Origin of the sequence: Streptomyces sp. NPDC057900, assembly GCF_042887885.1 — a bacterium.
GTDB lineage: Bacteria > Actinomycetota > Actinomycetes > Streptomycetales > Streptomycetaceae > Streptomyces.
This window is the reverse complement of sequence record NZ_JBHVOI010000004.1, coordinates 451,421-473,780: the sequence shown is the minus strand read 5'-3', so window position 1 is coordinate 473,780 and position 22,360 is coordinate 451,421. Positions and strand designations below refer to the sequence as shown.

The following is a 22,360-nucleotide window of genomic DNA, read 5'->3' as shown; positions in this document are numbered from 1 at the left end:
CGACGCTTGACCGTGTCGTGCGCACGTGATCGACGACATGGACTTCGGAAGACGACAGGGTGGGGAACCATGAGAACCACGCACGCAACACGGCGCACGGCTGCCACGATGCTGACCGCGGCCGCACTGACGCTCCTGCCGGTCGCCGGCGGGCAGGCCCTCACCGGACCGGCTCATGCCGCGACGGCGTCACAGCGGGACCACGACGACCACTGGCAGGGCGGCTGGGCGACCTCGCCGCAGGCACCGGCCGCGCCCTTCGCGCCGAACTGGTCGCAGCAGGGCTTCGCCGACCAGACGGTGCGCCAGGTGGTACGGGTCAGCACCGGCGGGACCCGGGCCCGCGTAGAACTGTCCAACCGCTACGGCGGCACCCCGCTGCGGATCACCGGCGCGACCGTGGGCCGTACGGACAACGGGGCCTCGGTCAGGGCGGGTTCGCTCCGGCAGCTGTCCTTCGGGGGGCACCGCTCGGCGACCGTCCCGGCGGGCGCGGAACTGACCAGTGACGCCCTGCCGTTCAGGACCGAGGCCCTGGAGTCACTGACCGTCACGCTGTACCTGGCCGACCCGACCGGCCCGGCCACCTTCCACCTGATCTCCTCGTCCACGAGCTACCGGGCGCAGGGCGACCACCGCTCCGACCGCGCGGGCACGGCGTTCACGGAGACCAGCGACTCCTCGTACTACCTGACCGGCGTCGAGGTCAGCGGCGGCCGGACGGCGCGCGGCAACGGGGTGGTGGCCTTCGGTGACTCCATCACCGACGGCGTCGGGTCCACCCCGGACGCGGACAACCGCTACCCCGACGAGCTGGCCGAGCGCTTCGCGGCCACCGGCAGGCCCCGCAGCGTCGTCAACCAGGGGATCGCCGGCAACCAGGTCACCCAGGACACGGACTGGGCCGGGGAGAAGGCGGTGGCCCGCTTCCGCAAGGACGTGCTCGGTGAACCCGGCGTGGGCACGGTCATCGTGCTGGAGGGCATCAACGACATCGGCGCCGGCGGCACGGGCGCGGTGGGCACCCCCACCCCCGAGGTCTCCGTCGCCCAGCTCATCGCCGGACACCGCTCACTCATCCGCCAGGCCCACGCCAAGGGCATCAGGGCGATCGGCGCGACCCTCACCCCCATCGGCGGCTCGGCCTACGACAGCCCCGCCAACGAGGCCAAGCGCGTGGCCGTCAACCACTGGATCCGCACCTCCGGCGAGTACGACGCGGTGGCCGACCTGGACCACGCCACGGCCGACCCCGCCGACCCGACCAGGATCGCCCCCGCCTACGACTCGGGCGACCACCTCCACCCGAACGACGCGGGCTACCACGCGATGGCCAAGTCCCTCGACCTGAACAGCCTCTGACGGTCCGTTCGGCTGACTCCCGGCCCCGCTGCCACCCGGCGGCGGGGCCGGTACGCGTCGTGTGACAACGGGGCGGTGGCGCAGCCCCCCATTACCTTTTTGGTGGCCCCGCAACGGGGCTACCTGCCTCCGGGCCCGGCATGACTTCCCCCCCTTGTTAACCATGATCCCGGGGGGGTGTCACCGAGCCCAGAGGCACTGACTGACCGCTGATTAGGGGGCATGGCCACCGACTCTTCGCAGGTCGGGAGGCTCTTCGTAATGTGGATGTGGCGATCGGTGCCGTGGACGAGGCCAGGCAGAAGCACGACCGGAGGATGCACGTCATCGAGACCGGCGACATCGACGTCTATCTCGGCCTGGACGTCGGCAAGGGCGAACACCACGCCACCGCCGTCACCCCGGCCGGGAAGAAGGCGTTCGACAAACGCCTGCCCAACACCGAGCCCAAGCTCCGCGAGCTGTTCGCGAAACTCCAGGCCAAGCACGGAACGGTGCTGGTCGTGGTCGACCAGCCGGCCTCGATCGGAGCCCTGCCGCTTGCGGTTGCGAGGGACATGGGATGCCCCGTCGCCTACTTGCCCAGCCTGACGATGCGGCGGATCGCCGACCTCTATCCCGGCGAGGCCAAGACAGACGCGAGGGACGCGTTCATCATCGCCGACGCCGCCCGCGCGATGCCACACACCTTGCGCTCGGTCGACCTCGAAGACGAGACGATCGCCGAGCTGGAGATGATCGTCGGCTTCGACGACGACCTGACCGGTGAGGCCACCCGGGTCGCGAACCGGCTCCACGGCCTGCTGACCCAGATCCATCCGTCCCTGGAGCGGGTCCTGGGCCCGCAGTTGCAACACCCGGCTGTCCTGGCCCGATGCTCCGCGACGGCACCTTCTACGAACCCCAACCCGCCCGAACAGCCTGACCGAACACCATGCTGCGAGAGCTCACGAGACGGGCTGATCTGCGACGTCTCGGTACTCGTCCACGAGCCGAAAGAAGGCGTCAAGCGAAGGTTCACCAGGAAGGTTCTCCACAATCGCAGCATCCCATCCAGTCGCCATCGACCATCCGCGGGTCCTGCTGAGCCAAGCGGCAAATCCGCCACTTCCACGATGAAACGCGAACTCCTCATCGGCATCGTGGACCTGAAGAGCGAGGTGGTAGCCGAACATCATCACCGCCAGCTCCTGCAACGAGCCGTTACGCACCCATGCGCTCGGCCGCTCCCGAACGGCATCCAGCAGGTCATAGACGTCCCGCCACTCATCAACAGCGCGCACCTTCGCCCCGCCGCCTGGCACCCCCACCACATCACCCTCTCCAGCCGACACGACCAGCAAGGTAACCCGCCGCCTTGACGAACTGCATAGGGGCCCCCGCTCACTCCGCTGTGAACTCGTACTGCAGCTTGTACAGATGGCCGGCCTTCACCATGACGGTCGCTTCGATAGGCCGTTCCGCCTCGCTGTAGACGACACGCAGGGTCCGCAGAACGGGCAGATCTCCGGGCAGCCGCAGCGCCTGGTACTGATCCTGGGTCGGCACCCGCGCCGAGACGCGGTCCACGCTGAGCCGCGGCGGGTAGCCCAGTTCCGCGAGCAGGGTGGGCGTCCCGCCGGGGATCTTCCGGCGCCGCGTCATCGCCGTACCGGCGACGATCTCCAGCGGGTAGTACGACGCCACGAGTTCGACCGGTTCGTCATCGATCACGAGAAGCTGGCGCCGTAGGAGCGCGGTGCCGCGGCTCGGCAGGCGCAGGGCCTCGGCGATGTCCGCCGGGGGTTCGCACTCGGCCACCTCAAGCAGCGTGCTGTGCGCGCGGGCACCCGTTCCGGTGGCCTCTGCCAGCCAGCGGTACGACTCCCCCGCACCCGCCGGGGCCATGTAAGAGGCTGGGCGGACGGTCCGCTGTCGATGCTCGCGGACCGTCACCGCGGCACCGGCCCTGCCGATCACCAGCTGTTCCTCCTTGAGCAGTTGCAGAGCCTTCTGCACAGTCGCGTTCGAGGCTCCAAACCGTTCCTTGAGGTGCACCGTGGACGGCAGACTGGCACCGGGGGCGAGATCCCCGTCCATGATCTCGTTCCTGAGGTCGGCCGCGATCCGTTCGTGCAGCGAACGGCGGTCGGCGGCATCCGCTTCGGGTCTGGGCACAGTCATCCGATCCTGATCTCGTACCGCAGCTTCTGGCGTCGCGGCGGCATCGCCATGATGTCGACCTGGATGCGCCGGTCCGCGTCGTCCAGCGTGAGCCGGGTCAGTTGCAGCACGGGGTCCCCTGCCGCCAGCTGCAATTGCTCCCGCTCATGCGCGGTCGCCGGCCGCGCGGTCACGTCCTCGCGCACCCGGACGCCCACATGCCCCAGATCAGCGAGCAGCCTGACCGCCCCGCCCGGAATCCTGGCGGTACCGGCGAGACCGGTACCGCCCGCGATGTCCACGGGATAGTACGTATCCGTCAACTCACATGGCTCACCGTCGAGATACATGATCCTGCGTCGAGCGACAACGCACTGCCCGGCGGACAGCCCCAGCAGCTCCGCAACCGCTTCCGGCGCCTCCACCTCGCCCGCCTGAACGATGCGCTGGCTCCCTCGACGCCCCTCGGCGGCGGCCTCCGCAGCCCACGCGTCAACTGGAGCTCCGGAAGTCGCGGCGAGATAAGGCACCGAAGTGCTGGTCCATTCACTGCCGCCCATGTCGTTCTCCTCCGAAGCCAACATCAAGACCCGCACCAGCCTGCCGCATCACACGGTAGGCGACCCAGGTGCCGCCCCCAGCGATGCACCTTGCCGCTTTTCGCGAATAGCAATGCAGTCACCAGCACCCTCCTCAAGTGGGAGCTCCGCCCCTTGGCCGAGGACATAGAGCTGTGCGTGTCGGAGCTCGCCACCAATGCGTTGCTGCACGGGGTACCGCCCGGCCGCGAATTCAGTGTCGGAATCCATCGGGGCGAGGAACTGGTACGCCTGGAGGTCCGCGACAGCGGGCCCGGCCTGCCGGTGGTCCAGCAGGCCGGTGACGACGCGTGCTCAGGACGCGGGTTACACCTCGTACGCGAAATCGCCGATGGCTTCGGGGTCGACGATCACGTTGTCGGCAAGACCGTATGGCTGATCTTCAAAACCTCGACCGCGCCCGAGCCCGCACCCTCGTGACCGTCGCGTCAGCCCGCCACCGGCCGGCTCTCGCCCTCCGCCTCACCGACCGCCCCCGGAGCGGGGTCCTCCGGGCCCAGCGAGCGGATGCCCGGTATCGGTGAAGGCAGTAGCCAGAGCACCGAGAGGGCTCCCCCGACGGCGGCGACGAGGAGGGTCGGACGGAGGCCGGCGAGGGTGGCGAGCAGGCCGCCCGCTACGGCGCCCACGGGGCGGATGCCGTAGTTGATCGTGCTGTACGCCCCCGCGACGCGGCTGCGCATGCGGTCGGGGATCACCGAGGCCTGGAGGGAGTTGAGGTTGATGTCGAACAGCATGACGCCGAATCCGGAGAGGAACTCCGCCCCGGCCAGCGCGCCCGCGCGGAGCCAGACGGGGCCGTCCGCCGCCGCCGCGATGGCGATCGGCGCCGGGAAGAGGACGGCGCCCGCGACGATGCTGCGCCCCACGCCCAGTCGCCGTGAGATCGCGGGGGCGCACACCGCGCCGAGCAGGGCGCCGGTCGCCCCCACTCCCAGCGCGAGGCCGATCGTTCCCGCCGAGAGACCCAGGCTCCGGCTGGCGAACAGCACGAGGAGCCCGCTGCCCGCCACGAACGTGAAGAAGTTGACGGTGGCCGCGCAGCCGAGCGAGGCCCGCAGCACCGGGTGACGCACGACGAACGCCAGGCCTTCCCCGGCGCGCCGCGCCAGGGAGGGCGCGTCCTTGTCCTTGGTGGCCGGCGGCGGTTCGTCGTCCGGGATCCTGCCGATCAGCACCGCGGAGGCCAGGAAGGTCAGCGCGTCCACCACGATGGCCACGGGTGCGGTGAGCGCCTGCACCAGAGCGCCGCCGATCGCCGGGCCGACGACGTAGGACGCCGAACGGCTCGTGCTGAGCTTGCTGTTCGCGTCCACGTAGGAGGAGCGCGGGACCAGACGCACGAAGAACGGCGGGTAGGAGGTGTTGAACAGCACCCCCGCCGCGCCCGCCAGCACCGCCACGGCGTACAGGTGCGCGAGCGTCACCGCGCCGAACGCGTAGGCGGCCGGCAGGCTCAGCAGGACCGCCGCGCGCAGCAGGTCCGCGAGGATCATCAGGCGGCGCTTGCGGGGCTGTTGGTCGACCCAGGCGCCCAGGAGGATCGCCAGCAGGTTGGGGGTCCAGATGAGCGCGGTCAGCCAGGCCACCTGGTTGGCCGAGGCGTTCAGCGCGCTGACGGCGATCAGGGGCAGGGCCAGTTCGGTGATCCGGTCACCGAACTGCGAGACGGAGTTGCCCGCCCAGAACCGGGTGAACCGGCGGTCCCGCCACAGCGACACCGGCCGCGATATGGCGGGGGTGCTGTCCGCGCCGGTCACGGCTTCCGCTCCGTCGGGGTCTCCGCCTGTTCCCCGTCGCCCTCCGGCAGGGCGTAGCGCATCAGCACGACGTCGCGGCTGTCGGCGGGGCGGTCGGCCGGGTCGCGGGTGACGTACGGGGCGAGGACGCGCTCGATCCCGTCCTGGATGGCGGCGAGTTCCTCCGCGGAGATCCTGATCCGGGTGTTGGCCAGCCCGGCGGCCCTGCGCCAGGCGGGATCGAGTCCGGGCTCGACCTCGGCCGACCAGCGGGCCGGGGCGTCCGCGTAGCGCAGGAACATCTGCCGTGAGAGCTCCCGGGCTGCCGACCGGCCCTCTTCGTCCGCCTCGTCCCGCGACTCCTCGAACCGGAATCCGCGCGCCACCGCCTCCCAGCGCCGGCTGCGGCGGTCCGGTCCGGGGGCGCTGTCCCGGACCAGCCCGAAGGCCGCCAGATGGCGCAGGTGCCAGCTGGTCACCGAGGGCGTGGCGCCCACGTCCGGTGCCAGCTCGGTCGCGGTCGCCGGTCCGTTCCGGTGCAGGTGGTCGAGGATCGCCAGCCGCACCGGGTGCGCCAGCGCCCGCATCGCCTGCGGATCGGTGATCTCGACATCGCCCAGGGGGTTACTGAAGTCCATGACGTGAGAGCATCCTCTCACAAATTGTGAGAGTCAACTCTCACGTTCATGGCCGCTGCCGGGCGCCCCCGCCCCTTACCCCCTCAGGACCCCAGGATCGTCGTCAGGAACTCGCCCGTCCACGCCAGGAGTTCGCGTCCCACCACCGGCTTGCCGCCGATCCGGCCCGCCGTCGGGCGCGGGACCAGGATCTGGTGGAGGGCCGGCTTGATGATCGTCTTGGGGTGGAGGCGCTTCAGGCGGAGCTCCTGCGACTCGCGCAGCTCCACCGGGGCGAAGCGGATGTTCTGCCCCTGGAGCACGATGTCGTTGACGCCGCAGGCGCGGGCCAGCATGCGCAGGCCGGCCACCAGGAGGAGGTTCTCCACCGGTTCGGGGAGCTTGCCGTAGCGGTCGGTCAGCTCCTCGCGGACCGCCCGGATGTCGTCCTCCGAGGTGGCCGAGGCGATCGAGCGGTAGGCCTGGAGGCGGAGCCGCTCGCCGGGGGCGTAGTCGTGCGGGATGTGCGCGTCGACCGGCAGCTCGATCTTGACCTCCGGCGGCGCTTCCTCCTCCTCCGCGCCGCCCTCCAGCGCGGACCGGTAACCGGCGACCGCCTCACCGACCATGCGGATGTACAGGTCGAAGCCGACGCCCGCGATATGGCCGGACTGCTCGCCGCCCAGCAGGTTGCCGGCGCCGCGGATCTCCAGGTCCTTCATGGCCACGTACATGCCCGCGCCCATCTCGGTGTGCTGGGCGATCGTGGCCAGGCGCTCGTGGGCCGTCTCGGTGAGCGGCTTCTCCGGCGGGTAGAGGAAGTAGGCGTAGCCCCGGTCGCGGCCACGGCCGACGCGGCCGCGCAGCTGGTGGAGCTGGGAGAGCCCGAAGTTGTCGCCGCGTTCCACGATCAGGGTGTTGGCGTTGGAGATGTCGATGCCGGACTCGACGATCGTGGTGGAGACCAGGACATCGAACTTCTTCTCCCAGAAGTCCACCACCACCTGCTCCAGGGCCTGTTCCGACATCTGCCCGTGGGCCGTCGCGATGCGGGCCTCCGGGACGATCTCGCGCAGCCGCGCGGCGGCCCGGTCGATCGACTCGACCCGGTTGTGGATGTAGAACGCCTGGCCCTCGCGGAGCAGCTCGCGGCGGATGGCCGCGCCGATCTGCTTCTCCTCGTAGGGGCCGACGAAGGTGAGGACGGGGTGGCGCTCCTCGGGCGGGGTGGTGATCGTCGACATCTCGCGGATGCCGGTGACCGCCATTTCGAGCGTACGGGGGATGGGCGTCGCGGACATGGTGAGGACGTCCACGTTGGCGCGGAGCTTCTTCAGCTGCTCCTTGTGCTCGACGCCGAAGCGCTGTTCCTCGTCGACGATGACCAGGCCGAGGTCCTTGAACTTCGTCTCGGAGGAGAACAGCCGGTGGGTGCCGATGACCAGGTCGACGGAGCCCTCGCGCAGCCCTTCGAGCGTCGCCTTGGACTCGGTCTCCGACTGGAAGCGGCTCAGCGCCCGTACGTTGACGGGGAACTGGGAGTACCGCTCGGTGAACGTGCCGAAGTGCTGCTGGACCAGGAGGGTCGTGGGGACGAGGACGGCGACCTGCTTGCCGTCCTGGACCGCCTTGAAGGCCGCGCGCACCGCGATCTCCGTCTTGCCGTAGCCGACGTCACCGCAGATCAGCCGGTCCATGGGCACGGACTTCTCCATGTCCTCCTTGACCTCGGCGATGGTGGAGAGCTGGTCGGGCGTCTCCGCGTGCGGGAAGGCGTCCTCCAGTTCGCGCTGCCAGGGGGTGTCCGGGCCGAAGACGTGGCCGGGGGCCGCCATCCGGGCCGCGTAGAGCTTGATCAGGTCGCCGGCGATCTCCTTGACGGCCTTCTTGGCGCGGGCCTTCGTCTTGGTCCAGTCGGCGCCGCCGAGCCGGTGCAGGGTGGGCGCCTCGCCGCCGACGTACTTGGTGACCTGCTCCAGCTGGTCGGTCGGGATGTAGAGCCGGTCGCCGGGCTGGCCGCGCTTGGCGGGGGCGTACTCGACGAGCAGGTACTCGCGGGTGGCGCCCTGCACCGTGCGCTGCACCATCTCGATGTAGCGGCCCACGCCGTGCTGCTCGTGGACGATGTAGTCGCCCGTCTCCAGCGTCAGCGGGTCGATGCTCTTGCGGCGGCGGGCCGGCATCCGGCCCAGGTCCTTGATGGCGGTGCGCTGGCCGGTCAGGTCGGTCTCGGTCAGGACGGCGAGCTTCAGCTCCGGGTCGACGAAGCCGTAGTCGATGGCACCGCAGGAGACGTGCACCAGGGACGGCGAGATCTCGCCCAGGTCCGGGTCGAGACGGGCCGGGATGCCCTCGCCGCCCAGCACCTCGACGGTACGGGAGGCGAGGCCCTGGCCCTCGGTGACGTACACCGTGCGCCAGCCGTCGGACAGCCAGCCCTTGGTGTCCGCGAGCGCGCGGGCGGTGTCGCCCCGGTACGCCTCGGGGGCGTGCATCCGGAGCTTGAGGGTGTCGTCCTCAAGCTCGTCGTCGGCGGCGAACGGGGAGATCGACCACCACATCATCTCCAGCTCGCGGGACCGGTCGCGGACGTCCGCGATGCCGCGCAGCGAGGCCGCGCCGACGTCGATCGGGGCCTCGCCGCCGCCCGCCGTGGCCGCCCACGACGCCTGGAGGAACTCCTGGCTGGTGGCGACCAGGTCCGCCGCCCTGGTGCGGACCCGCTCGGGGTCGCAGACCACGGCCATCGAGCCCTCGGGCAACACGTCGATCAGCAGTTCCATGTCGTCGACGAGGACCGGGGCGAGCGACTCCATGCCCTCCACCGCGATGCCCTCGGCGATCTTGTCGAGGAGTTCGCCCAGCTCGGGGTGGGCCTCGGCGAGCGCGGCGGCCCGCTCGCGGACCTGGTCCGTCAGCAGCAGCTCGCGGCAGGGCGGCGCCCACAGTCCGTGCTCGGCGATCTCCAGGGACCGCTGGTCGGCGATCTTGAAGTACCGGATCTCCTCGACGTCGTCACCCCAGAACTCCACCCGAAGGGGGTGTTCCTCGGTCGGCGGGAAGACGTCCAGGATGCCGCCGCGCACCGCGAACTCGCCGCGCTTCTCGACCAGCTCCACCCGCGAGTACGCGGCGGCCGCGAGCGCCTCGACCGTCTCCCCCAGGTCGGCGCTCTGGCCGATCCGCAGCGCCACGGGCTCCAGGTCCCCGAGCCCCTTGACCTGCGGCTGGAGCACGGAGCGCACCGGTGCGACGACGACGGAGACCGGCCCGGTCTCCGGGTCGTCCTGCCGGGGGTGCGCCAGGCGCCGCAGCACGGCGAGGCGGCGGCCCACGGTGTCGGAGCGGGGCGAGAGCCGCTCGTGCGGCAGCGTCTCCCAGGACGGGAACTCCGCGACCGTGTCCGGCGGCAGCAGCGTGCGCAGCGCCGCCGCGAGGTCCTCGGCCTCGCGTCCGGTCGCGGTGACGGCGAGCACGGTCCGCCCGGCGTCCCTGGCCAGCGCCGCCACCGCGAAGGGCCTGGCGGCAGGCGGTCCCACCAGGTCGATGTGCATCCGGTGGCCGTCCCCGGCGGCCTTCACCGCTTCGGACAGCGCCGGGTCACGTACGACGACATCCAGCAGACCGTGCAGGCTCATGAAGGGCTTCCGTCCGGGGTAACGAGGGTGAGGGTCCGGCAGCCGGCTGCTGCCAGGGGCAACGCGAAGGGCCCGACACGTGTGAGGGGCGGTCTCCGGACTGATCCGGAAAGCACCCCCCGGGCGGGCCGGGGTGCTGTCCAGCCTACGACTCCGGCCGGACAGCCGCTTCCACGACCGGGGACGGGCGGGGCCGTACGGCGGGATTACGCCACTCGTGGACGGGCATGGACACTGCCGCGGCGCGTGTGGCAGCGGGTACGCTACCGACCCCGTGAGCCGTTGCCCGAGCAGGGCGGACGGCCCTCGTGGACACGCTCTCGATCAACGGCAATACCCGAAATGTCGGCTGCACATGGACCAGGGACCAGGCAGTGGGGGTATACGTGGGCAAGAACGAGATGTATGTACTCGGGGTTTCCGAGGCCGAGGAAGATGTCTACCGGCACTTCCTGCGCAACCCCGGCGCCGGCACCGACGGCCTGCACCTGCTGCTGCACCTCGACGCGCAGACCTTACACGCCTGCGTCGCCCGGTTACGGGAGCTCGGACTGCTCCACCCCGAGAGCCACGACGAGAGCCGCGACGGCAGTCACGACCCGGGGATCTTTCCGACGAATCCGGATATCGCGCTGACCCGGCTGGTCGATCTGCGGCTGAACATCCTCCACCAGGAGCTGCAGCAGGTCACCCGATCACGCCACCTCATTGACGGTCTACGCGCGGAGCAGAGCGGCCGAAGACCGGCCCCGGCGGGGATCGAACAGCTGGAGGGGGTCGACCGGATACGTGACCGGATCGACGACCTCGCCTTCTTCGCCCGGGACGAGATCCTCTCCGTGGAACCGCACACCAGGCTCTCCCCCGAGAGCATCGCCCGCTCCCGCCCCATGGACCTGCGATGTCTGCGCCGCGGCGTACGCATCCGCTCCGTCGTCGCGCGGGCCGCGCTGGAGGATCCGCCGACCGCCGCCCATCTGCGGGAGCTGGCCGCGCACGGCGCCGCGATCCGGGTCACGTCCGACACCGCGGAACGGCTGCTCGTGTACGACCGCCGGACCGCCCTCGTCCCGCTGGACCCGCGCGACCCCCTGCGCGGCGTACTGCTCGCCCAGCGCACCGGCCTGGTCTCCAACATCGTCGCCCTCTTCGAGAAGATCTGGGACCAGTGCGTGGACCTCGCACACGCCGATGACGAGGGCGGCGACCCGGCGGACACGGCGCTGTCCGGGGCCGAGCGGCGGGTGCTCGTATCGATGTGCACCGTGGGAAAGGACGAGGCGGGCGCCCGTGAGCTGGGCGTCTCGGTACGGACGTACCGGCGTCATGTCGCCGAGCTGATACAGATGCTCGGCGCGTCGAGCCGGGCCCAGGCGGCGCTGCTGGCGCGGGAGCGCGGGTGGGTATGACACTCCCCCGGACCGTTCCCCCGGCCCTCCGCCGCCCAGCCCCCCTTCCCCCTGCTCCCCCACCGTCCAGCCCGCCAGTGCCCGGTCGGCCAGGGCTGCGCGTACCGCGCGGCGGACCTCGCCCCGGTCCGCCGACGACCCCGGCGCGATCCGCAGCACGATCCGGTCCGACGTGACGGACCGCGGCGCGCAGTCCCAGTGCGGCGGCAGCAGGCTCAGCAGGCGCAGGACGGTGGTGCCGCCGGCCGGTGCGGCGCCGTCGACGCGCACGGCCACCAGGTCGGCATGGGCGGGCGCGTCTTGCGGGACGTGGCCGCGGGCCGGGTCCGTACGGTCCGTGCCGTGACCGTGCTCCCGCCCGGCCCCGCCCATCACCGGGCGCCCCCCTCGCCGTCCAGGATCCGCCGGGCGGCCGACGCCATCGCCGCGATCCCGGCCGGCAGCGCGGTACGGAGGTCGGGGGCGAACTCCGGTGCGTGGTTGGCCGGTACGGGCGGTCCGCCGGCTCTGGCGGCGCGCCACGGCCCGGCCCCGGTGACCCCGAGCATCCAGTACACCGTCGCCACCCCCTGCTCCCCGAACCACGCGAAGTCCTCCGTGGCCGTGAGGGGCCCGCAGTCCAGGACCCGGTCCGGCCCGAACAGGTCCTCGTGCGCCCCGCGTACGGCGGCCGTGGCGGCGGCGTCCGGCGACAGCGCGGGTGACCGCGAGGTGACCGCCAGATCGGGTTCCCGCACACAGCCGGACGCGGCGCACTCCGCCCGCACGATCCGCTCCGCGGCCGCCGCCATCCGGTCCACCACCTGACCCGACAACGCCCTTATACAGAGGGCGAGTTCGGCGGTGTCCGGGATCACGTTGCCGCGTTCACCGGCATGGACGGAGCCGACCGTCAGCACCGCGTGCTCGGCCGGGGACGTCTCCCGGGACACCACGGACTGGAGCCGCATGACGGTGGCGGCCGCCAGCAGCACCGGATCGACGGCGAGGTGCGGGGTGCCCGCGTGACCGCCCCTGCCGTACAGCGTGACGTCCAGCGCCGTACTGGCCGCCAGCAGCGGGGTGCGGAAGTCCGCCGCGTGCGCCAGGGTGCCGGCCGGGGCGGGCGAGGTGTGCTGGGCGAGGACGGCGTCCGGGGTGCCGAACCGTTCGTACAGCCCGTCCGCCAGCATCGCCCGCGCACCGAGGAGGGTCTCCTCCGCGGGCTGGCCCACCACCAGTACGGTGCCGCGCCACTCGGAGCGCGTACGGGCCAGCTCGGCCACCGCACCGTCGGCCGCCGCGAGATGGAGGTCGTGGCCGCAGGCGTGCATCACACCGGGCACGGTGCTCGCGTAGGCCAGGCCGGTCCGCTCGGCCACCGGGAGGGCGTCGAGCTCGGCCCGGATCATCACCGTGGGCCCCTCTCCGTTGCGCAGCACGCCGACGAGACCGTGGCCGCCGCCGACCCCCCGGGTGACCGCGCAGCCGCTCGCCGCCAGCCGGGCCGCGAACCGGTCCGCGGTGTGCCGCTCGGCCCCGGAGAGCTCGGGGTGGGCGTGTACGTCGAGACAGAACTCCAGCGCGGGGCGCAGCACCTCACGGGACACGGCCGGGGGCCGGGGCGGGGCGGGGGTCTCCTTCACACGGGCTGGCACAGGGGCTCGCCTCTTCCGCTCAGTAGGTCTCGGTACCGAGCCTGCGCCGCGCGCGCGGCACGAGTCCGGCGTTCCGCTGTCACCGGGTGCCAGCGGGGTGACAGCGAAACCGCGGCCGATCCGACAGCGGCCGGGGCTGGAATGCCAGCAGCGCACGGGAACGGTGCCGGAGAAGCCGGTCCACCCCCATGAACCCGAGGAGAACACCATGGCCCCCAAGACCGAGCTCGCCACCCTCGCCAGCGAGATCCTGGAGCTGGAGTCGGAGACCTTCGAGATCTCGGACTACTCGGACGACGCGGAGGTCGTGCTCGCGGGCTCCACGTCCTGCTCCTCGACGTCGACCTGTTCCAGCACCACCAGCACCACCTCCTGCTGCGCCTGATCCACGCCCGGCCGGCACACACGGCAGCCCCCTCGCGAACCTTGTGCGAGGGGGCTGCCGATGTCATGGGAGAGGTCACGGGAACGGGTGCGGCACGCGCTTGACCGCGGCATCCGGAAGTTCGTCCGTGCGCCGGCCGGACGCCCGCAGCGCGGTCCGCAGCCGGGGCATCAGCAGCGCCCGCTGCCGCGTCCAGCCGAAGTCGAGCGGCAGCAGGCCCGGCACGATCGTGGCGACGGTGTGCAGCCCCATCCGGCGCTGCTCCGGGGTGGTCTGGTCGACGGCGATGACATCGTGCCCGGCGGCGACGAGCCCGTCCCGCAGCAGGTGCAGATCGTCCAGCAGGTCCCCGGTGCGCGGCCGCCGCACCTGCCAGTCGGCGAAGGTCTCGTCCAGGGTCCGTACGCCCGCGGGCTCCAGGTACTCACGGGCATGGGCGGACATGGCGGGCAGCCCGTACAGCTGGGCGTGGTCCTTCAGCTGCCGCACCAGAGTGAAGTCGCCTGCCATGGCGGTGAGTTCGTCCAGCCGCTCGGTCACCTGGTAGGGCAGGTGCGGGATGTACGTGAGCACTTCGGACAGGGCCGACTCGACGGCTCCCTCCGGGTCGAATCCGGCCGCGGCGGCGAACGAGAGCGTTCCCGGGCCGCCGTCCCGGCGCACGGCCAGCGCCGTGACGACGGGGATGTCCAGGTCCATCCGGGTGTCGAAGGCGTGGACGTCGTACCCCTGGAGCCCGGCCCGGTCGATCATGCTGCGGACGGCGGCGGAGCGGCAGCTGTCGAGGTCGATCGCGGTCAGCGGAGTGCGGCCGTACCAGGCGAGGAGGAAGGCGTCCCGCTCGACGAGTTCGAGCAGCCCGAACAGGATCGCCTCGTGCAGACTGCCGCCGGTGGCGCACCCGTTGGAGCATTCGAAGACGAAGTTGTCGGCCTCGACCCCGGCGCTGTAGTGGGCCAGTCTCGCGGGTACGAGCACGGGGCGGTCGCCGCGCAGGGAGTGCGCCCAGACCCACGGGATGGGCCGGTCCGGGTCGAACGGGGAGACCATCGGGTCGTCCGCGTAGGTCTTCGGGGCGTAGAAGCCGCAGTCGGCGGGGTTCAGGGCCCGGTCCGCGAGGTTGTTCCAGCTGTCGACCACCGGTGAGGTGCCGCGTCGGCGGGTGGTGCCCGCGTACCGTTCCAGGCCTTCCAGGTGGGCGAGGACCCGGCTGGTGGCATAGCTGTTGGCCTGGCCGCTCCACGTCACGTCGTTGAGACCGGCGTAGCCGCGTACGAAGTGCGTACCGGCGACCGGGGCGGTGGTGGTGGACGTCGGGTTGATCCAGGTGTCGGCTCCGAGGGCGCCGCACACCGGGTTGGCGAGCGCGGCCGTCGGCAGCGCGTAGGAGCCGAGGGAGCGCAGCCGGTAGCCGTCCGGGTCCGGTTTGGGCGCCGGGCCCAGCGTCATCCGGGCCGCGTCCGCCGTGTCCGGGACCTCGTGGACGCAGTGGGGGCACAGGGGTTCGGGCAGCAGCGGGAAGGTGGCGGTGGCCAGGGTCACCAGATCGACCCGGGTGACCCTGGGCAGCGTCCGGTCGGCGGGGGCCGCCTCCGGGGTGTCGTGGCCGCCGCCCAGGACCGCGCGGTAGACGGCCCAGGCCGCGTCCACGGCGTACTCCGTGAGTACCGGCCAGTGCGCGGCGCCCTGCGGTGCGCGGCCGAGCTCCAGCGCCTCGCGCTCCGAGCGGCTGCGCAGCCGCTGCCAGCGCATGGCGAGGCACTGCCCGCAGGCGGTCGCGGTGGCGTCGCCGCCCCAGGGGCCGATGAGGACGGCCCGTGAGGTGAGCTGGACGTTGGCGGCCGGGCGGCTGTCCGCGTACGGGTCGGGGAGCCCGTGCCCGAGGGTGTCGGCAGCCCCCAGCGGGACGACGAGTGGGGCGGGGAGCGTTCCGGGCCCGGCGTGCCGGGCGTGCCGGGCGGACAGTCCGTGCTGGAGTGCGGCGCGGGCCGACTCCAGCGGGCTCTGTCCGGGCAGCGGGCGCGCGGTGGCCGGTGCGGTGGTCGCGGCAGTGGTCGCGGTGGCTGTGTTCATGACTTGTTGCTCCAGCGGAAGGTCCGCGCCGCGACCACACACAGGACGACGGCGAATCCGGCCAGCACCCCGCAGGAGAGCGCGATGTGGCCGGTGGTGCCGTCGCCGGTGAGTGCTCCGGAGATCCCGTCGTTGAGGTAGCGCAGCGGCAGGACGTACGACAGGTTCTGCATCCAGGTCGGCATGGAGTCGAGCGGGAAGAACGAGCCGGACAGGAACGCCATCGGAACCATCAGGCAGTTGGCCACGGCGGCGACCGCCTCCGGGGTGCTCGCGCTGCTGCCGACGATGACCCCGATCGCGAGGAAGGCCGTGATGCCGATGACCAGCACCGGCAGGACGAGCGGCCAGCGGGCGGCCGGCTGGAGGCCGAACACGGGCAGCAGGGAGACCGAGACGAAGAGCACGGCCTGCACGGCACCGATGCCGGTCGCCAGGACGTAGCGGGAGGCGAGGACGGCGGAGAGCGGGGTCGGGGTCATCCGGATGAGCCGCAGGACGTCGTCGCGCCGCCACTGCATGAGCGTGAAGCCGACGCTGAAGACGGCTGCGTTCCCGATGCCCCAGGACAGCACCCCGGGGGCGATGTAGTTGATGTACGGCCTGCCGCTCTCCTCGACCGTCTGGCCGTGGAAGATCAGGCCGAAGACCACCAGGAAGACGAGCGGGAAGGCGAACGTGAAGAAGAGGGTGGTCTTGTCGCGTGTGCAGGCCCGGTATCCGGCCGTGGTCAGCGCGGCGTATGCGCTCATCGGGGTCTCCGTATCGCTGGGAACGGGGTGGCGGGGGGGCTGGGCGTCAGGTCAGGGCCGGTTCTCGCCCGTGAGCTTCAGGTAGACGTCCTCAAGGCTCGCCGTGCGGGTCTGGACGCCCTGGAGGCCGATGAGCCGGTCGATCGCGGACAGCACCCGGCCCGATTCGAGGGTCTCCAGGACGAGTGCGTCGGGTTCCTCCGTGACCCGGTCGACGCCGTCGATCCCGCGCGCCCGCTCCGCGTCGAGGCGGCCCGGCGGGATCAGCAGCCGGGTGGTGGGGCTGGAGCCGGCGATGAGCCGGGCCGGGCTGTCCAGCGCGGCGACGGAACCGTCCACGATGATGGCGACGCGGTCGCAGAGCGCCTCGGCCTCGTCCAGGTGGTGGGTGGTGTAGATGATGGTGCGGCCCGCCCCCTTGAGCTCGCGCAGCACCTGCCACAGATCCCTCCGGGCCTGCGGGTCGAGGGCGGCGGTCGGCTCGTCGAGGAAGATCAGTTCCGGTTCGTGGACCAGCGCGGAGGCGATGGCGAGCCGCTGGCGCCGGCCGCCGGAGAGGTCGCCGACCCGGGTGTCGCCGTGTTCGGTGAGGCCCACGGAGGCCAGGGCGCGTTCGGCCGCCGCGTCGTCCGTCCGGTACAGCGCCGCCACCGTGCGCAGGTGCTCGCGGGCGGTGAGCCTGACGAAGAACGCCGAGCTCTGGGTCTGTACGCCGAGCCGGGGCAGCAGCGCGGCGTTGCGCGGCCAGGGGCTGCTGCCGAAGACGGTCACGGTCCCGGAGTCGGCCTTGCGCTGGCCCTCCATGATCTCCACGAGCGTGGTCTTGCCCGCCCCGTTGGGGCCGAGCAGTCCGAAGAACTCGCCGCACGGCACGGTGAGCGAGACCCCGTCGACGGCACGGGTCTCGCCGTACCGCTTGTGCACGCCCTCCAGGACGACGGCGGCCGGGTGGTCGCGGTCCGGGCCGGCCTGGGCTCCGGAGGCGGTGGACGGGGCGGTGGGGGTCATGGGCTTCTCCTTGTCCGCCACTGGTCGGCGGGTCGGGCGGCGGTCAGGCGGGGAGCAGGTGGACGACGGCCGCGACGACGGCGGCGGCGACCAGGACGAGCGCGAGCACCGCGCACGTCGCGTAGCCGAGGTACGCGGTCCGGGCGCGCCGCGGATAGCCGGCGGCGGCCGGGTCGCGGCGTGCGGCCAGGCGCAGGTACGTGGCGGTCGAGGCGGCCAGCTCGGTGGCCCCGAAGAGCTGCCCGGCGATCCGGTAGCCGTCGAGCGGCGGCAGGGGCACCAGCATGGCGAGGGCCTGGACGCTGCCGAGGAGCAGCAGCGCGCCGAACGCGTCGTGGGTGGCGTCGTCGAGCGGGGCGGACAGCCACAGGACGGCGAACGGCAGCAGGAACAGCAGGTTCATCACCGCCCCGGCGAGCGCGGTGCTGACGCGCTGGCGACGGGAGCCCAGGTAGAGGTAGTTGTCCACCGTGCAGTACATGATGACCACGGGGAACCGCCAGCGCAGGCCGATCTCCGCGACCTTGCCGCCGTGGTGCCGGGCGACGACGGCGTGGGCCAGTTCGTGCAGGGCGGTGCTGAACCAGAGCAGGGTGGCCAGTCCGGTCAGCAGTACGGGATTGCCGAACACCTCACGGGTGGCCCGGAGGAGTTCGCCGGCCCGCAGGGCGATCACCGCCTCCATCGCCACCAGGGCGGTGAGCAGCGGCACCGTCCATGCCCGGGCGAGGAGGAAGCCCATGGCCCGGTGCAGCCGGGTCGCGGTGGCGTCCGCGTCGGCGACCAGCCGGATGCTGCCGCGCAGGACGCCGCGCGGGGGCGGCGCGGAGGCGGCTTCGGCGGTCGTCCGGGCGGGGGTGCCGGTCAGCAGGCCGCGGGCGCCGAGCATCCGGAGGATCTGCTGCCAGCGGGCGTCGTCGAGCCGGCGGCCGAAGGCATGGGCGTAGGCCTCACCGATCTCCCCGAGGGTGTGCTCGCCGTCCATCCGGGCGATGAGGAAGTGCTCCTTGGGGCCGACCTTGAACGAGCTGTCGCTGCCGGTGTCCTTGATCAGGTGCACCGTGGCGGGTCCGTGCAGCAACGCTTCGCTGAGCAGCACCCCCGGCCGCAGTTCCGGCCGGTACGCGGCGAGGGCCCCGGCGCCGGGGGCCGGGGCGCTCATCCGGACTCCCGCAGGGCGCGGCCGAGCACGTGCGAGAGGTAGGCCTCGTCCCTGATCGTCACGTGCAGCCGGTTGTTGGTCATATGCATGTACGGGGAGAGGAGCATCGGCAGCGCGGCGGACGGGGCGGCGGCCTGCTCCTCGCCGCCCCCGGTCCCGTCCCCGTCCTCGTCGCGGGACGGGAAGACCAGATCGCCGTCGCGGGCCAGCGTGACCACCCGGTCCCGGAGTTCGGCGCAGTGCTCCGCCCAGCCCGCGAGGAAGCCGGGCAGCCGGGCGGCGCCCGGCTCACCGGAGGTGGCGGCGCGGACACGGTCGAAGCGGTCGGTGAGCCCGGCGGCCATCGAGGCGTAGTTGCTGTCGTACTCCTCGCTGCCGATGAAGCCGGTGCCGGGGAACGCCCGGTGCCAGAACTCGTAGTAGCCGTCGAGGTAGTCGGTCAGCTTCCCCCGGTCGGGCAGGAAGGTCGCCGACATCACCATCATCAGCTGGGCGGAGGTGCCCAGCAGTACGGTCCGCAGGTGCAGGTTCTTCGTGCGGAAGGCGTCGATGACCAGGTCGCTGGAGTGCCGGAAGTGCCATTCGGCCAGCTCGATCCCGGCCGGGCCGCCGTACTTGGCGTACTCGGGTTCGTAACGCTCCTGGCTGCGCGAGTTGTTGGGGCGCAGGTTCATCCGGCCCCGTTCGTCCATGTACGGGCCGCGCTCCGCGCCGGGGAACTCGATGTCGAACAGGGCGTTGTAGAACTCGTTGAGGAACCCCGAGTCCACCTCGTACAGGGCGGGGCGTTCGGTCAGGAACGCGTCGAGGGCCTCCTCCGTGCGGCGCCGGACCTCCGCCTCGGCGTCCGGGGTCGAGGGCCTGATCCGCAGCCTCACATGCGGGCCCTCCAGCCAGTAGTTGATGAAGAAGTACCCCGCGAGCAGCCCGTCCGCTTCCAGTCCGGCGATCAGGGGGCGGACGCAGTGCGTGAGCATGGGGCGGGGGTTGGCGGCGTAGAAGATGTGGGTGGCCTGCCAGGCTCCCGCCCGGCGGGTGTCCGCGGGGGCGGGGCCGGTGAGGGCTGAGCTCATGGGTGGTTCCTCTCTCGGGCGGGGGCGAGGGTCTCCAGCGCGAGCTCGGCGACGTGGTGGCCGTGGGCGGAGACGGTGTGCAGGGAGTCCTCGTCGGGCAGCATTTCCCGGAACACGACCCGCGCCGCCGGGTTCCTGACCAGCGCCTCGAACGCCGCCAGCGAGAGCGGGCTGTCGAAGTCCAGGTAGCTCGGCTTGGCCCCGGTCGCCCCGCGCGCCCCGCTGTCCGAGACGGTGACGAACACCCGGTCCGGCAGGCCGTGGGCGCGGCGGAACGCGTGCCAGTCCAGGAACCACGTGTCGTCCGCCGTGCCGGGCCCGCGCAGCGGCAGGGCCGGGGCGTGCGCGGTCCAGCTGCGCCGGCTGAGCACCACGCTGCCGTGCCGGACCCTCGGTCTGCTGGTCACCCCTTCGACGGGGGCGCTCTCGGGGACGCCGCCCCAGACGTGGAGCGGGGACATCGAGGTCGGGGAGAGCAGCAGCAGGGTGCGGGGCAGTTCGGGCAGGGCGAGCGGGACCAGGTAGCCGAGGTAGACCGGGATGACCTCCTTGTCCAGGCGGGTCGAGCGCAGCGTGAGCCGGTCGGTGTCCGGGTCGTGGACGAGGTACAGGTCGTCCAGGTGGATGCGGCGGTCCGGGGGCAGGGTGCCGCGCTCGCCGGGGCAGACGATCTCGTACCCGGTGAGCCGGTCGTGCAGGTTGAGGTTGCTGGTGACGGGTCCCCCGGTGACCTCGGCGAGGACGGCGCCCTCGGGCACCAGGGGGGTCACGGCGTCGAGGAGTTGTTCGCCCAGGCCGTCGAAGAGATGGGTGAACCGGCTGAACGGGAAGGACAGCCCGCCGTAGGACCGGTTCAGGACGACCAGCGGGTCGACGGGCCGGTCCACGATCTGCACATGGTGGGTGAGCGGGGTGAAGTCGGCTGCCAGCGGTTCGAGTTCGGCGGCGACCTCGGCGAGGAAGCCGTCGTCGATCCGGATCTCGTCCGGGACCGGTCCGGGGGCGGCGGTGGTGTCCGCCCACAGGGCGCGCATCCGCTCGACGAAGGCCAGCCGGGCGGTGTCGAGGGCCTTGAGCTGCGGCAGGGAGAGCCAGTTCTCCTCTGGTACGTAGTTCCCGTCCGCGTCGAACGTGGTGTGCTTCGAGGTGAACGAGATGTACTGGTCGAAGAAGTCCTCGTGGAAGTCGTGGACCAGTTTCAGCAGGTCCTCGCAGCGTCCGCCGCGCCCGTACCGGGCGAGGAAGAACCCCTTGAACGTGACGCGCTGCGGCAGCGTGAGGTCGAAGGCGGGCAGGACGCGCTCCACCGCGCCGAGCGGACCGGCTGCCAGCCGCTCCCAGTCCGGGGCGGAGAGCCGGGCCGTGTGCCCGGCCGCCACGTCCTCGTAGAGCAGGGTCTGCGGGATCTTCGCGGCGGCGACGCCGAGCTCCTCCTCCTGGAGGGTGCGCAGCGAGCCGCGCACCTCTTCGAGCAGGGCCCGCCGCCCGGCCGGGTCCGCGTCCGCGAACCGGTCGACGCAGGACACCGGGGTGTCCAGGCGTGCGGCCAGCCGGTCCGCCCAGGGACGGCCGACGTCGCGCAGGGAGGACCGGAAGGCGCCCAGCGGGTCGGTGTCGTGGACCTCGGTGCGCAGGCACGGGACCTGCACCATGCCGAGGTCCAGGAGCGCCTTGAGGTACTGGGCGCACTCCTCCTCCCCGGCGCCCCGGTCCGCCGCCAGCCGGCTCACCAGTTCGCCGTAGCGCAGGGTGCCGTGCTCCTCGAACATGGCGAGGATCCGTTCCAGGGTGCCGCTGCGGTGCAGGAAGAACAGCCGGTCCTTCACCGCGTCGAAGGTGACGGCGTTGTCCTCGTCGCCCTGGGTGACCCAGCGGCGCACGTAGCGGACCCGGTCGTCGTCGCGGCCCCAGCCGGAGGCCGGGGCGACCGGCAGGTCCGCGCGGCGCACCGGATCGGCGATCACCGCTTCGGCGAGCCGGCCGACGGCCACCACGTTGAGCCGGACGCGCCCGCTCCAGACGTCGTCGACGCGGACGCCGAGCCCGCCGCCGTCCGCGTCCGGTTCGCCGAGCGTGCCCAGTGCCACCCCGGTGAACGTGGAGAAGGGGCTGGTCTTGCAGGCCGTGCGGTACACGTAGGAGAGCAGCGAGCGTTCGATCTTGCGCTGCTTGCGGCCGGGGTTCGGGCCGCCGCCGTCCCTCACGTACGCGTCGAGCTGGGCGTCCAGCGTGGGGGACGCCAGCAGCAGCCCGTCGCGCAGCCGCTCCTCGCCCGCCGTCCGGCGCAGCGCCTCGCGGGCCCGGCCGGTCTCCGCCGCGAGCAGCCCGGCACCGGCGGCCCGTTGGCCGTCCAGCCGGCGTCTGGTGGTCAGCCAGTCGGACAGCGCGTCGGCCGTCGCCGGGTCGAGGTCCCGCACCGCGGCGAGGGACCGCTCTGCGGCGTCCGGTCGGGGCAGCCGGTTGTTGAAGACGTCGCGGCGCAGCTTGAGCAGCGTCCGGCGCAGCGCCTCGTCCTCGCTGCCGCCGACCAGGCCGTGGATCAGGTCGCCGAGCGCCTCGCCCCCGGCCCGCGACCGCTCGGTGGCGAGGAGGATTTCGTCGGCCCAGCGGCGGCTCTCCGGGCAGCGCAGCGCCTGCACGCTCTCCACCGGCAGCCCGGCGACCCGCAGCATGAAGCGGGGCCGGGTGACGGCGGGGGTGGGTGGGTTGTCCGGGGTCATTTCGGGGCTTCCCCTTCCGGTTACGGGCATCGTCGACGGGGTGG

The 22,360-nt window shown here is 72.2% G+C and carries 16 protein-coding genes and 1 pseudogene; 5 read left to right on the top strand and 12 right to left on the bottom strand.

The window, feature by feature from the left end:
- The first annotated feature begins 69 nt into the window (after positions 1–69).
- Positions 70–1,362, top strand: a complete 1,293-nt coding sequence (locus ACFVQ0_RS19600; protein ID WP_390089605.1) for an SGNH/GDSL hydrolase family protein — start codon at positions 70–72, stop codon at positions 1,360–1,362.
- Positions 1,363–1,679: 317 nt separating this feature from the next.
- Positions 1,680–2,231: pseudogene (locus tag ACFVQ0_RS19595) on the top strand (IS110 family transposase); the annotation flags it as partial.
- Between the two features lie 514 nt (positions 2,232–2,745).
- Here the strand turns inward: ACFVQ0_RS19595 and ACFVQ0_RS19590 are convergent.
- Entirely contained in the window at positions 2,746–3,525 is a 780-nt protein-coding gene (locus tag ACFVQ0_RS19590; protein ID WP_390089603.1) for a GntR family transcriptional regulator, read from the bottom strand.
- Complete coding sequence (locus ACFVQ0_RS19585) at positions 3,522–4,064, bottom strand: GntR family transcriptional regulator (RefSeq protein WP_390089601.1); 543 nt, start codon at positions 4,062–4,064, stop codon at positions 3,522–3,524. The genes ACFVQ0_RS19590 and ACFVQ0_RS19585 overlap by 4 nt, the downstream gene beginning before the upstream one ends.
- 153 nt (positions 4,065–4,217) lie before the next feature.
- Between ACFVQ0_RS19585 and ACFVQ0_RS19580 the strand changes: the two genes are divergently transcribed.
- Complete coding sequence (locus ACFVQ0_RS19580; RefSeq protein WP_390089599.1) at positions 4,218–4,523, top strand: ATP-binding protein; 306 nt, start codon at positions 4,218–4,220, stop codon at positions 4,521–4,523.
- Positions 4,524–4,531: 8 nt separating this feature from the next.
- On the opposite strand, the gene ACFVQ0_RS19575 is transcribed toward ACFVQ0_RS19580, so the two are convergent.
- The 3 genes from ACFVQ0_RS19575 to mfd all read right to left on the bottom strand — a co-directional run bounded on the left by ACFVQ0_RS19575 (position 4,532) and on the right by mfd (position 10,097).
- Entirely contained in the window at positions 4,532–5,863 is a 1,332-nt protein-coding gene (locus ACFVQ0_RS19575; RefSeq protein WP_390089597.1) for an MFS transporter, read from the bottom strand.
- Entirely contained in the window at positions 5,860–6,480 is a 621-nt protein-coding gene (locus ACFVQ0_RS19570; protein WP_390089595.1) for an ArsR/SmtB family transcription factor, read from the bottom strand. Before ACFVQ0_RS19570 ends, ACFVQ0_RS19575 begins: the two co-directional genes overlap by 4 nt.
- A gap of 83 nt (positions 6,481–6,563) precedes the next feature.
- Complete coding sequence (mfd, locus tag ACFVQ0_RS19565) at positions 6,564–10,097, bottom strand: transcription-repair coupling factor (protein ID WP_390089593.1); 3,534 nt, start codon at positions 10,095–10,097, stop codon at positions 6,564–6,566.
- 386 nt (positions 10,098–10,483) lie between these two features.
- Here mfd and ACFVQ0_RS19560 point away from each other — a divergent pair, with 386 nt between their 5' ends.
- A complete protein-coding gene (locus tag ACFVQ0_RS19560) occupies positions 10,484–11,506 on the top strand; it encodes a helix-turn-helix transcriptional regulator (RefSeq protein ID WP_390089814.1) in 1,023 nt (340 codons plus the stop codon).
- A 371-nt stretch (positions 11,507–11,877) separates the two neighbouring features.
- Here ACFVQ0_RS19560 and ACFVQ0_RS19555 read toward each other — a convergent pair whose 3' ends face one another.
- Positions 11,878–13,143: an amidohydrolase gene (locus tag ACFVQ0_RS19555; RefSeq protein ID WP_390089591.1), complete on the bottom strand. Its 1,266-nt coding sequence runs from the start codon at positions 13,141–13,143 to the stop codon at positions 11,878–11,880.
- A 208-nt stretch (positions 13,144–13,351) separates the two neighbouring features.
- On the opposite strand from ACFVQ0_RS19555, the gene ACFVQ0_RS19550 reads away from it, so the two are divergent.
- Entirely contained in the window at positions 13,352–13,528 is a 177-nt protein-coding gene (locus ACFVQ0_RS19550) for a thiazolylpeptide-type bacteriocin (protein WP_390089589.1), read from the top strand.
- 75 nt (positions 13,529–13,603) lie between these two features.
- Here the strand turns inward: ACFVQ0_RS19550 and ACFVQ0_RS19545 are convergent, their stop codons facing one another.
- The 6 genes from ACFVQ0_RS19545 to ACFVQ0_RS19520 are packed head-to-tail and all read right to left on the bottom strand — an operon-like array spanning position 13,604 to position 22,316.
- The gene (locus tag ACFVQ0_RS19545) at positions 13,604–15,601 is read right to left on the bottom strand and encodes a TOMM precursor leader peptide-binding protein (RefSeq protein WP_390089586.1); all 1,998 of its coding nucleotides are present in this window, start codon (positions 15,599–15,601) and stop codon (positions 13,604–13,606) included.
- Positions 15,598–16,353 (bottom strand): ABC transporter permease, encoded by a 756-nt coding sequence (locus tag ACFVQ0_RS19540; RefSeq protein WP_390089584.1) that lies wholly within the window; start codon positions 16,351–16,353, stop codon positions 15,598–15,600. The genes ACFVQ0_RS19545 and ACFVQ0_RS19540 overlap by 4 nt, the downstream gene beginning before the upstream one ends.
- 51 nt (positions 16,354–16,404) lie before the next feature.
- The gene (locus ACFVQ0_RS19535) at positions 16,405–17,361 is read right to left on the bottom strand and encodes an ABC transporter ATP-binding protein (protein WP_390089582.1); all 957 of its coding nucleotides are present in this window, start codon (positions 17,359–17,361) and stop codon (positions 16,405–16,407) included.
- A 43-nt stretch (positions 17,362–17,404) separates the two neighbouring features.
- Positions 17,405–18,523 (bottom strand): site-2 protease family protein, encoded by a 1,119-nt coding sequence (locus ACFVQ0_RS19530; protein WP_390089580.1) that lies wholly within the window; start codon positions 18,521–18,523, stop codon positions 17,405–17,407.
- A complete protein-coding gene (locus tag ACFVQ0_RS19525; protein ID WP_390089578.1) occupies positions 18,520–19,596 on the bottom strand; it encodes a lantibiotic dehydratase C-terminal domain-containing protein in 1,077 nt (358 codons plus the stop codon). The genes ACFVQ0_RS19530 and ACFVQ0_RS19525 overlap by 4 nt, the downstream gene beginning before the upstream one ends.
- The gene (locus ACFVQ0_RS19520; protein ID WP_390089576.1) at positions 19,593–22,316 is read right to left on the bottom strand and encodes a lantibiotic dehydratase; all 2,724 of its coding nucleotides are present in this window, start codon (positions 22,314–22,316) and stop codon (positions 19,593–19,595) included. Before ACFVQ0_RS19520 ends, ACFVQ0_RS19525 begins: the two co-directional genes overlap by 4 nt.
- Positions 22,317–22,360: the final 44 nt, after the last annotated feature.

What these genes read in the sequence shown, in the direction of transcription:
- ACFVQ0_RS19600 (WP_390089605.1), top strand. Translation starts at nt 70, where the DNA reads ATGAGAACCACGCACGCAACACGGCGCACGGCTGCCACGATGCTGACC.
- ACFVQ0_RS19590 (WP_390089603.1), bottom strand. Translation starts at nt 3,525, where the DNA reads ATGACTGTGCCCAGACCCGAAGCGGATGCCGCCGACCGCCGTTCGCTG.
- ACFVQ0_RS19585 (WP_390089601.1), bottom strand. Translation starts at nt 4,064, where the DNA reads ATGGGCGGCAGTGAATGGACCAGCACTTCGGTGCCTTATCTCGCCGCG.
- ACFVQ0_RS19570 (WP_390089595.1), bottom strand. Translation starts at nt 6,480, where the DNA reads ATGGACTTCAGTAACCCCCTGGGCGATGTCGAGATCACCGATCCGCAG.
- mfd (WP_390089593.1), bottom strand. Translation starts at nt 10,097, where the DNA reads ATGAGCCTGCACGGTCTGCTGGATGTCGTCGTACGTGACCCGGCGCTG.
- ACFVQ0_RS19550 (WP_390089589.1), top strand. Translation starts at nt 13,352, where the DNA reads ATGGCCCCCAAGACCGAGCTCGCCACCCTCGCCAGCGAGATCCTGGAG.
- ACFVQ0_RS19545 (WP_390089586.1), bottom strand. Translation starts at nt 15,601, where the DNA reads ATGAACACAGCCACCGCGACCACTGCCGCGACCACCGCACCGGCCACC.
- ACFVQ0_RS19540 (WP_390089584.1), bottom strand. Translation starts at nt 16,353, where the DNA reads ATGAGCGCATACGCCGCGCTGACCACGGCCGGATACCGGGCCTGCACA.
- ACFVQ0_RS19535 (WP_390089582.1), bottom strand. Translation starts at nt 17,361, where the DNA reads ATGACCCCCACCGCCCCGTCCACCGCCTCCGGAGCCCAGGCCGGCCCG.
- ACFVQ0_RS19530 (WP_390089580.1), bottom strand. Translation starts at nt 18,523, where the DNA reads ATGAGCGCCCCGGCCCCCGGCGCCGGGGCCCTCGCCGCGTACCGGCCG.
- ACFVQ0_RS19525 (WP_390089578.1), bottom strand. Translation starts at nt 19,596, where the DNA reads ATGAGCTCAGCCCTCACCGGCCCCGCCCCCGCGGACACCCGCCGGGCG.
- ACFVQ0_RS19520 (WP_390089576.1), bottom strand. Translation starts at nt 22,316, where the DNA reads ATGACCCCGGACAACCCACCCACCCCCGCCGTCACCCGGCCCCGCTTC.